Source organism: Micromonospora sp. NPDC003776, from assembly GCF_053605645.1.
The window spans coordinates 1-9,123 of record NZ_JBSGJR010000256.1 but is presented as its reverse complement, the minus strand read 5'-3'; the positions used below and the strand labels follow the sequence as shown (position 1 = coordinate 9,123).

At 73.7% G+C, this 9,123-nt stretch carries 13 protein-coding genes; 4 read left to right on the top strand and 9 right to left on the bottom strand.

Going from position 1 to position 9,123, the window contains the following annotated elements; all coding sequences use genetic code 11:
• Window positions 1–11: 11 nt before the first annotated feature.
• Both ACWEVO_RS20525 and ACWEVO_RS20520 read right to left on the bottom strand, forming a co-directional pair.
• Window positions 12–1,037, bottom strand: a complete 1,026-nt coding sequence (locus ACWEVO_RS20525) for an adenosine deaminase (protein ID WP_452309130.1) — start codon at window positions 1,035–1,037, stop codon at window positions 12–14.
• On the bottom strand, window positions 1,034–1,828 hold the full coding sequence (locus tag ACWEVO_RS20520) for a trans-aconitate 2-methyltransferase (protein ID WP_452309129.1): 795 nt from the start codon (window positions 1,826–1,828) through the stop codon (window positions 1,034–1,036). Before ACWEVO_RS20520 ends, ACWEVO_RS20525 begins: the two co-directional genes overlap by 4 nt.
• A gap of 84 nt (window positions 1,829–1,912) precedes the next feature.
• On the opposite strand from ACWEVO_RS20520, the gene ACWEVO_RS20515 reads away from it, so the two are divergent.
• Window positions 1,913–2,896: an aldo/keto reductase gene (locus ACWEVO_RS20515; RefSeq protein ID WP_452309128.1), complete on the top strand. Its 984-nt coding sequence runs from the start codon at window positions 1,913–1,915 to the stop codon at window positions 2,894–2,896.
• 91 nt (window positions 2,897–2,987) lie between these two features.
• A complete protein-coding gene (locus ACWEVO_RS20510; RefSeq protein WP_452309126.1) occupies window positions 2,988–3,185 on the top strand; it encodes a hypothetical protein in 198 nt (65 codons plus the stop codon).
• Between the two features lie 89 nt (window positions 3,186–3,274).
• Here the strand turns inward: ACWEVO_RS20510 and ACWEVO_RS20505 are convergent, their stop codons facing one another.
• The 7 genes from ACWEVO_RS20505 to ACWEVO_RS20475 form a co-directional block, all read right to left on the bottom strand.
• Complete coding sequence (locus tag ACWEVO_RS20505) at window positions 3,275–3,478, bottom strand: cold-shock protein (RefSeq protein ID WP_007075740.1); 204 nt, start codon at window positions 3,476–3,478, stop codon at window positions 3,275–3,277.
• 287 nt (window positions 3,479–3,765) lie between these two features.
• Window positions 3,766–4,038 (bottom strand): DUF4235 domain-containing protein, encoded by a 273-nt coding sequence (locus ACWEVO_RS20500; protein ID WP_452309125.1) that lies wholly within the window; start codon window positions 4,036–4,038, stop codon window positions 3,766–3,768.
• A complete protein-coding gene (locus tag ACWEVO_RS20495) occupies window positions 4,035–4,376 on the bottom strand; it encodes a DUF3618 domain-containing protein (RefSeq protein ID WP_452309124.1) in 342 nt (113 codons plus the stop codon). The genes ACWEVO_RS20500 and ACWEVO_RS20495 overlap by 4 nt, the downstream gene beginning before the upstream one ends.
• Window positions 4,373–4,807, bottom strand: coding sequence for a phage holin family protein (locus tag ACWEVO_RS20490; protein ID WP_452309123.1), 435 nt, complete (start codon window positions 4,805–4,807; stop codon window positions 4,373–4,375). Before ACWEVO_RS20490 ends, ACWEVO_RS20495 begins: the two co-directional genes overlap by 4 nt.
• 190 nt (window positions 4,808–4,997) lie before the next feature.
• The gene (locus ACWEVO_RS20485; protein ID WP_452309122.1) at window positions 4,998–6,233 is read right to left on the bottom strand and encodes a mechanosensitive ion channel family protein; all 1,236 of its coding nucleotides are present in this window, start codon (window positions 6,231–6,233) and stop codon (window positions 4,998–5,000) included.
• A 77-nt stretch (window positions 6,234–6,310) separates the two neighbouring features.
• On the bottom strand, window positions 6,311–7,132 hold the full coding sequence (locus tag ACWEVO_RS20480; RefSeq protein WP_452309121.1) for a DUF1206 domain-containing protein: 822 nt from the start codon (window positions 7,130–7,132) through the stop codon (window positions 6,311–6,313).
• 63 nt (window positions 7,133–7,195) lie between these two features.
• Window positions 7,196–7,561 (bottom strand): hypothetical protein, encoded by a 366-nt coding sequence (locus ACWEVO_RS20475; RefSeq protein WP_452309120.1) that lies wholly within the window; start codon window positions 7,559–7,561, stop codon window positions 7,196–7,198.
• Between the two features lie 74 nt (window positions 7,562–7,635).
• On the opposite strand from ACWEVO_RS20475, the gene ACWEVO_RS20470 reads away from it, so the two are divergent.
• Both ACWEVO_RS20470 and ACWEVO_RS20465 read left to right on the top strand, forming a co-directional pair.
• Window positions 7,636–8,862, top strand: coding sequence for a cysteine desulfurase-like protein (locus ACWEVO_RS20470; protein WP_452309119.1), 1,227 nt, complete (start codon window positions 7,636–7,638; stop codon window positions 8,860–8,862).
• Window positions 8,859–9,123, top strand: a 265-nt coding sequence (locus ACWEVO_RS20465; protein WP_452309118.1) for a GNAT family N-acetyltransferase, incomplete at its 3' end; no start/stop codon positions are given. The genes ACWEVO_RS20470 and ACWEVO_RS20465, both read left to right, overlap by 4 nt.

Here is a 9,123-nt window from a genome sequence, read left to right as displayed (position 1 = left end):
GTCCCGTCCGGTCAGCGTGTCGCGGCCCCCAGGTAGGCGTCGATCTCACCGGTGATCCGGGCCTGCTCGGCGGGCTCGAGGAACGACGCGGTCACCGCCTCGCGGGCCAGCCCGGCCAGCCCTTCGGGGCCGAGGTCGAGCAGCCGCGCGGCCACCGCGTACTCGTCGTTGAGGGTGGTGCCGAACATCGGCGGGTCGTCGGAGTTGATGCTGACCGGCACCCCGGCCTCGACGAGCTGCCGCAGCGGGTGCTCCGCGATGCTGGCCACCGCGCGGGTGCGGACGTTGGAGGTGGGGCAGACCTCCAACGGGATCCGCCGCTCGGCCAGGTGGGCCAGCAGCGCCGGGTCGAGTACGGCGGAGATCCCGTGTCCGATCCGCTCGGCGCCCAGCTCGCGCAGCGCGTCCCAGATCGTCTCCGGGCCGGTGGTCTCGCCGGCGTGCGGCACCGAGCGCAGCCCGGCCGCCCGGGCCTGGTCGAAGTACGGCTTGAACTGCGGCCGGGGCACCCCGATCTCGGGGCCGCCCAGGCCGAAGCTGATCAGCCCGTCCGGCCGTTCCTCCAGCGCGATCCGCAGGGTCTCCTCGGCGGCCGGCAGGCCCGCCTCGCCGGGGATGTCGAAGCACCAGCGCAGGGCGATGCCGAAGTCCGCCTCGGCGCGCTTGCGGGCGTCCTCGATCGCCTCACAGAACGCCGGGGCGGGGATGCCCCGGTGGACGTGGGAGTACGGGGTGACGGTCAGCTCGGCGTACCGCACCTGCTGCCGGGCCAGCTCCCGGGCCACCTCGTGGGTGAGCAGCCAGACGTCGTCGGCGTCCCGGATCAGGTCCACCACGCTCAGGTAGACGTCGATGAAGTGGGCGAAGTCGCGGAACGCGAAGTAGTCGGCGAGCGCCTCCGGGTCGGCCGGCACCGGGCTGCGCCCCTCGTGCCGGGCGGCCAGCTCGGCGACGATCCGGGGCGAGGCGGAGCCGACGTGGTGCACGTGCAGCTCCACCTTGGGCAGTCCGGCGATGAAGGTGGGCAGGTCGGTCACAGGTTCTCCTCTGCGCGGGCGCCGGTACGGGCCACCACGAAGATCCGGCGGAACGGGAAGTACACCTGACCCTGCCGCACCGGGTAGGCCTGCGCGAGGCGTACCCCCAGCTCGGCGCGGAAGTCCGACCAGCCGGTGGCGTCCAGCGCGGCCCGGACCGGGCGCAGCGCGGTGCCTTCCATCCAGGCCAGCACCGGGTGGTCCGCGTCGGCGGCGGCCGGGAGCAGGTGCACGTAGGTAGTCTCCCAGGCGTCGACCGCGCAGCCGGCACCGACCAGCAGCGCGGCGTAGTCGGCCGGCTCGTCGACGGGGGCCTCGCGCAGCAGCGGCGCGAGGGCGTCCCGCCAGCGGTCGCGCCCGGCGACCTCGCGCAGCGCCCGGTGCGACGGGGCGGCGAAGTTGCCGGGCACCTGGAACGCCAGCCAGGCCCCCGGCGGCAGCTCGGCGGCCCAGCGGGTGAGCAGCTCCTGGTGGCCGGGCACCCACTGGAGCACCGCGTTGCACACCACCACGTCCACGTCCGGCGCCGGGTGCCAGGACCGCACGTCGCCGACGGCGAAGTCGACCGGGGCGTCCAGCGCGGCGGCCCGCTCGACCATCTCGGCGGAGGAGTCCAGGCCGCTCACCCGGGCCTCGGACCACCGGGCGGCGAGGGTGGCGGTGAGGGTGCCGGGGCCGCAGCCGAGGTCGACGACCGCCCGGGGGCGCTCCGCCGGCACCCGGGCGACCAGGTCGTGGAAGGGCCGGGAGCGCTCGTCGCCGTAGCGCAGATAGGTGGTGGGGTCCCACATGACATCCTCCAAACCGTACGTACGTCTTGCTAGACGGTACGGCCCGACGCGCGGGCCGGCAAGGGAATCACTAGGCTCGGAGCCGTGGAACAGCGCAGCTTCGACCGGCTCGGCCGGCACGTCGGCATCGTCGGACTCGGCGCCTGGCAGCTCGGCGCCGACTGGGGTGAGGTCAGCGAGGGCGCGGCCCTGGACGTCCTGGCCGCCGCCGTCGAGGCCGGCGTCACCTTCCTGGACACCGCCGACGTGTACGGCGACGGCCGCAGCGAGCGGCTGATCGGCCGGTTCCTGCGGGAGCACCCCGGGCACGGGCTCACCGTCGCCACGAAGATGGGCCGGCGCGTGCCGCAGACCCCGGAGGCGTACACCCTGGACAACTTCCGGGCCTGGACCGACCGCTCCCGGGCCAACCTCGGCGTGGACACCCTCGACCTGGTGCAGCTGCACTGCCCGCCCACCCCCGTCTTCGCCGACGACCGGGTCTTCGACGCCCTGGACACCCTGGTCGCCGAGAAGCGGATCGCCGGCTACGGGGTCAGCGTGGAGACCTGCGACCAGGCGCTCACCGCCATCGCCCGCCCCGGCGTGGCGAGCGTGCAGATCATCCTCAACGCGGTCCGGCACAAGCCCCTGGACCGGGTGCTGCCCGCCGCGGCCGCCGCCGGGGTCGGCATCATCGCCCGGGTGCCCCTGGCCAGCGGGCTGCTCTCCGGCCGGTACGACGAGCACACCACCTTCCCGGCGAACGACCACCGGAACTTCAACCGGCACGGCGAGTCCTTCGACGTCGGCGAGACCTTCTCCGGGGTCGACTACGACCTGGGCCTGGCCGCCGTGCGCCGGCTCGCCCCGCTGGTCGGCGCCGACCGCACCATGGCCCAGTTCGCGCTCCGCTGGATCCTCGACCAGGCCGGCGTCACCGTGGTCATCCCCGGCGCGCGCGACGCCGAGCAGGCGCGGCGCAACGCCGCCGCGGCCGACCTGGCACCGCTCACCGAGGCGGAACTGGCCGCCGTCCGCGCGACGTACGACGAGTTGATCCGGCCGCAGGTCCACGACCGGTGGTGACCCGGCCCCGCCGGCGACGCGGCGCGGCGCCGCCGCGGGCCGACGCCGGCAGGCATGCTGGAGTCGGACGGGCGTCGTCGGAGGGGGAACGATGAGGGGCTGGTTCCGGCTCACCATGGGGCTGCTGGCCGTCGTGCTCGGCGCGCTCTGGACCGTTCAGGGTCTGGGCTACGTGGACGGCAGCGTGATGAGCGGGCGGCGGGTCTGGGCGGTGGTCGGCCCGGTGGTCGTCCTCATCGGACTCGTCGCGCTCTGGTACGGGATGCGGGCCCGCCGCCGGCGCGGTTGACCGCGAACACGCGCCACGAACAGGGAAAAGCCCCGCCTCCCGGGACGGGATGCGGGGCTTCACGCCGGCCGGCGTGGCCGGCTCGTAGCTCAGATGGGGCGGACCTGCTCGGCCTGCGGACCCTTCTGACCCTGGGCGATCTCGAACTCCACCCGCTGGTTCTCCTCCAGCGTGCGGTAGCCGCTGGTCTGGATGGCCGAGAAGTGGACGAACACGTCAGCACCCCCGCCGTCGACGGTGATGAAGCCGAAGCCCTTGTCAGCGTTGAACCACTTCACGGTTCCCTGCGCCATGTGTATCTCCTTCTAAAACTGGCGGCCGAGCACGCCGTGCGGCCGATTGGCCGTTTTCGAGCAGCGGCGCCTGAGGCGGCCCCCGGTGAAGGAGACTTCTCTCAACCCACGCGTCTCTCAACAGCGTGAGACAGCAAACCACGTACGCAAAAACTTCGCACAGCCTACCGGACGAAATTCTCCGACATGTGACCTGACGGTTGCGACAGATCCACTGGGCGGACCGGGCGGACCATGCGAAAGGCCCCTTTCCCGGGCTCGGAAAAGGGGCCACGACGCATCGGCGGTCAGTCGGGCCAGTGGCCGGTGAGCCGGCGTACGCCGACCGCGCCGCCCCGGTCCACGGCGGCCCGGACGACCGCGAAGATCGCGCCCTGCAACGCCGCGGCGGCCAGGATCTCGCCCCAGCCGCGCTCCTCGTCGGTGGCGCTGGGCGCGTCGCCGTCGCCCGCCGTGACCTTCCAGACCTGCCGGAAGATCACCCCGGCGATCGTGCCGGCGGCCAGCCCGAGCAGCACCCCGACGGGCTTGTACGCCGCCTTGCCGATCCTGTTGCTCACCTGCGCCTCCCTTGGACGATCAGCAGCACCACCACGGTCGCCACCGCGCCGGCCGCCACGGCCGCCCACGGCAGCGGGCTGCGCCCGACCGCCCCACCCTTCTCGTACGCCTGCGCCCGCGCCAGTCGGGCCTTGCTCGCCGCCTGCCCGCGCACCCGGGCCGCGGTCTGCGCGGCCTGCGCGCGCAGCCGCCCCTTCGCCTGCGCGGCGCCGTGCCGCAGCAGGGTCTTCGGGTCGGCCCTGGCGGCCAACAGCTCCATCGTCTCACCCAGCTCCACCCGGGTACGGCGGATCTCCTCACGGAGTGCCGCCACATCCCCGGTCCCGTTGCCGGTCATGCCCGCCTCCCGTCCTTCACCGCGGCGGTGACGGTGTCCACGTCCGCCCGTACGCTGCGGACCGTCGCCTCCGGCACCGGCGGGACGGCACGGCTGACCTGACTCTTGCCGACCAGCGCCATGATCCCGGCGAGCAGGAAGAGCGCCACCGCCACGATCAGGGCGGCCAGCCACGCGGGCAGCACCAGCGTCAGCAGCAGGATCGCCGTGGTGACCAGCGCACCCGTGCCGTAGAGGGCCATCACCCCGCCGCCGCCGAACAGACCGATCCCGATCCCGGCGTGCTTGCCCTTCTGGGTCAGTTCCGCCCGGGCCAGCGCCAGTTCGTCCTTCACCAGGCGGGAGACCTGCTCGGTGGCCCGCTGCACCAGTTCGGCGGTGGACGGCTCGCTCCCGGTCCGGGACGTGCTGCGACTCGCGACGTCAGCCATGCTGTCCTCCTTTCATCATCACCGCGCTGTATGCCCGGAGTCGCCGCCCGTCAATCCTGCGCGGAACGGCCGGTCGGCCCGGCCGCGCGCCGCCGTGTGTCCGGCCCACCCGGGGGCGGACCGGAGCCGGGGCGTGCGCAGCAGGTCCCCCGGAACGAGCGGAACAAACCCGCCGGCGCGAAGAAAGGCGTCAGCGGCGGGCGTCGGCCCGCTCGGCCCGGCCGGCGGCGACCTCGTTGCGCGCGTCGGTGTCGTCACTGCCGCTGAAGGCCTCGCTGCGGGCCTCGCCGTCGTCGCTGCCGCCGAAGACCCGCGCGTCGTCGGGGATGTCGGTGTCGGCCCGCCGGCGGATCGTCCGGCGCGGGGCGACCACCTGCCAGGGCAGCGGCCCCGCGGCGTCGCCGACCTCGGCGCGCATCCGGGGCAGCGCGGTCGGCCGCTGGTCCCGGACCCAGGCCACCAGGTGCTCGCGGACCAGGCAGCGCAGGTCCCACAGGCTCCCGGCGTCGGCGGCGCTGACCAGGGCACGGAGCCGGACCATGCCGCCGGTGGCATCGGTCACCTGGAGGACGCACACCCGGCCGTCCCACAGGTCGGTGCCCTCGCAGAGCCGGCGCAGCTCCTCCCGCACGGCCTGCACCGGGACCGCCCAGTCGACGTCGAACTCGGCGGTGCCGAGCACCGCCGCCTCGGTCCGCGTCCAGTTCTGGAACGGGTTGCGGGTGAAGTACGAGGTGGGCAGGATCAGCCGCCGGTCGTCCCAGATCTGCACGACCACGTAGCTGAGGGTCAGCTCCTCGATCCGGCCCCACTCCCCCTCCACGACGACCACGTCGTCGAGGCGTACCGCGTCGCTGAAGGCGAGCTGGAGGCCGGCGAAGACGTTGCCCAGCAGGCTCTGGGCGGCGAGCGCGGCCACCGCCGCGACCACACCGGCGGAGGTGAGCACGCCGGCGCCGATCCCCCGTACGGCCGGGAAGGTCATCAGCATCACGCCGAGGGCGAGCACCACGATCACCGCGATGGTCAGCCGGCGCAGCAGCACCACCTGGGTACGCACCCGGCGGGCGTGCCGGTTGTTCGGCACGTCCACCCGGAAGCGGGCCAGCGCGGTGTCCTCGACCACGACCAGCAGCGAGGCGACCAGCCAGGCGGTGGCCCCGATCACCGCCAGCACCAGGGCGTGCAGCAGGAGCTGCCGCCACGGGCTGCCCACCCCGTAGAGGGTGGTGAACCGGACGGCGAGCTGCACGGCGAGCGCGGTCGCCGCCACCTGGAACGGGCGGTGCGAGTGGTCGGTGAGCTCGGTCATCAGCAGCGACCGCCGGCCGAGCCGGCGGGTGACCCGGTGCACGATCTCGACCAGCAGCAGAGCGACCGCCGCCGCGACGACTGCGGCGACGGCCGTTTCCAGGTAGCTCTGCACGAACGCTTTCTCCCTCCAACCGGGGACGGATCGGGCAAGTGCCCAATGGTGCCCGGCTGTGCCGATATCGACCAGGATCACACCCGGCGGAATCGGGACTGGAGGAAGCAGTAGATGCCGAAGGCGGCGATGCCGAGCGCGGCGAGCGTCAGCAGCACCGGACCGTAGGACTGTTCGCGCAGGGTGCGCAGGGCGGCGTCCAGACCTCGGGCCTTCGCCGGGTCGTACTTGACCGCCGCCACCACGATCAGCAGGCCGGCGAGGGCGAAGACGGCGCCCCGGGCGGCGTACCCGGCCATGCCGAGCCGGCGGGCCAGGGTGCGGGTCTTCGGGGCCATCTCGCCGATCTTGAGGTTCTTCTCGAACTTCTTCTTCAGGCCGTAGATGACCATGCCGATGCCGACCGCGGCGAGCACCAGGCCGGCCAGCCCGACCAGCCAGCGACCGCCGGTGGAGGCCATCAGCTTCTCGGAGAGCTGTTGCTGCTGCCGCGAGGCGTTGGCGCTGGCGTCCTGGAAGACCCTGATCGCGGTCCAGCCCAGCCAGACGAAGACGATGGTGCGGACGACGGAGGTGATCCGCTCGAAGAGCCGGTCCCTGCCCTGCAGGCCACGGTGGCCGATGGCGGCCTCGAAGAGCTGCCAGATCGCCATGGCGAACAGCCCGACGGCGATCGCCACGAGCAGGAACTTGCCGAGCGGCTGGGCGCCCAACGTACGCAGGGCCCCGTTCTGGTTGCCCTCCTCCCCCGACTTGCCGAAGGCGATCTGCAGCGCGAGCCAGGCGAAGAGGAGGTGCACGATCCCGTAGCCGATGAATCCGGCCCGGGTCAACAGTTCGAGCCACCTGCTGTTCGCGGCCTGGGCGGCGGTGGCTCCGGCGTTCCGGGTGAGTGACATGGCGCCACAATCTCCCGGTGCGAAGATTTCCAAACGTCGGCCGCCGCCGCCCGGGCCGGTGGATCAGCTGTTGGGGTTGCGCGCGACCCGGATGACGACGTTCTGGTCGGTGACGCTGTCCAGGCTCACCTGGAAGCCGCCGACCTCGGTGGCCTGCTGCCCGACGGTGAGCGAGAGCTGCTCCCCGGCGACCTCCACGGTGACCTGGTCGCCCTGGGCGCCGACCAGCTTCGCCTCGACGCCGAGGATGGTGGCGCTGGCGTCCACGCCGCGGTCGAAGGTGACGGTGCAGGAGTCGAGGGCGCAGTCGGTGGAGGCGCCCTCCGAGCTGCACCCGGCCAGCAGCGCGGCGCCGAGGGCGAGGCCGGCGAGCAGGCCGCCGGCGCGACGGACGGGGGTCGGCGAGGGGGAAACGCGTCGGTTCGTCACCCGAGCAAGGGTACGAGAAGGAGACCAGCCCGCCGCCCCCTGGTGATCATCCGGCGGCACGCTAGGGTCCCGGCATGGCCTTCGACATCGCCCGGATCCGGGCCGCCTATCCCGCCCTGACCGAGGGATTCGCCCACTTCGACGGCGCCGGCGGCACCCAGACCGCGCAGCCGGTCATCGACGCGGTCGCCGCCGCGATGGGCGCCGCGACCGGCAACCGGAGCAGCGCCTTCGTACCCGGCCGGCGGTCGCTGGAGCTCGTCGCCGCCGCCCGTTCGGCGGTGGCCGACCTGCTCGGCGCGCAGCCGGCGGGCGTGGTGCTCGGGCCGAGCGCCACGGCGTTGACGTACACCCTGGCCCGGACGCTCGGCGCGGGCTGGCGGCCGGGCGACGAGGTGGTGGTCTCCCGGCTGGACCACGACGCCAACGTACGGCCGTGGGTGCAGGCGGCGGAGGCGGCCGGCGCGACCGTCCGCTGGGCGGAGTTCGACCCGGCGACCGGTGAGCTGCCCGCCGGCCAGTACGCCGACCTGGTCGGCGAGCGCACCCGGGTGGTCGCGGTGACCGCCGGCAGCAACGCCATCGGCACCGTGCCGGACGTGGCGGCGATCGCCAAGACCGCCCACGCGGTCGGCGCGCTGGTCTGCGTGGACGGCGTGCACGCGGTGCCGCACGGTCCCCTGGACGTGACCTCGCTCGGCGCGGACTTCCTGGTCACCAGCGCGTACAAGTGGTCGGGGCCGCACCTGGCGGCGATGGTGGCCGATCCGGCGCGGTGGGAGACGCTGCGCCCGGCGAAGCTGGTGCCCTCCTCCGACGCCGTGCCGGACCGGTTCGAGTACGGCACGCCGAGCTTCCCGCTGCTGGCCGGGGTGGCCGCCGCGGTGGACCATCTGGCCGCCCTCGACCCCGCGGCGACCGGCAGCCGGCGGGAGCGGGTCCGGGCCGGGCTGGCCGCCGCCCAGGCCCACGAGGAGGCGGTCTTCGACCGGCTGCTCGCCGGGCTCACCGCCCACCCGGCCGTCACCGTGTACGGCTCCCCGGCGCGGCGCTGCCCCACGGTGTCGTTCCGGGTCGCCGGGCGCACCCCGGCGGAGACCGCGGCGGCGCTCGGCGCGGCCGGCTGCTGCCTCTCCTCCGGCGACTACTACGCCTACGAGTACTTCCAGGCCATGGGGCTGCGGGACAGTGGCGGCGCGGTCCGGGCCAGCGTCTACCACTACAACACGGTCGAGGAGGTGGACCGGTTGCTGGCCGAACTGGACCGGCTGGCCGGCGACGGGGAGAGAATGGCCCGGTGAGCTTCCTGGTCGAGGAGAATCCCGCCAAGCACCGGTTCGAGATCCTGGTCGACGACGCGCTGGCCGGGTTCACCGCGTACCTGCCGCGGGGCGAGGTGCTGGTCTTCACCCACACCGAGGTGGACGAGCGCTACCAGGGCATGGGGGTGGGCGCGGCGCTGATCCAGGGCAGGCCGAAGCCGGGAAAGACCAGCCAGGTCAGCGCGAAGACTACTGCCGCGACCCGGACGCCGGCTGTCCGGACGGCCGTACGGGATGCAC

Coding starts and splice junctions, on each gene's coding strand:
- ACWEVO_RS20520 (WP_452309129.1), bottom strand. CDS start 1,828: ATGTGGGACCCCACCACCTATCTGCGCTACGGCGACGAGCGCTCCCGG.
- ACWEVO_RS20510 (WP_452309126.1), top strand. CDS start 2,988: ATGAGGGGCTGGTTCCGGCTCACCATGGGGCTGCTGGCCGTCGTGCTC.
- ACWEVO_RS20505 (WP_007075740.1), bottom strand. CDS start 3,478: ATGGCGCAGGGAACCGTGAAGTGGTTCAACGCTGACAAGGGCTTCGGC.
- ACWEVO_RS20495 (WP_452309124.1), bottom strand. CDS start 4,376: ATGACCGGCAACGGGACCGGGGATGTGGCGGCACTCCGTGAGGAGATC.
- ACWEVO_RS20490 (WP_452309123.1), bottom strand. CDS start 4,807: ATGGCTGACGTCGCGAGTCGCAGCACGTCCCGGACCGGGAGCGAGCCG.
- ACWEVO_RS20480 (WP_452309121.1), bottom strand. CDS start 7,132: ATGTCACTCACCCGGAACGCCGGAGCCACCGCCGCCCAGGCCGCGAAC.
- ACWEVO_RS20470 (WP_452309119.1), top strand. CDS start 7,636: ATGGCCTTCGACATCGCCCGGATCCGGGCCGCCTATCCCGCCCTGACC.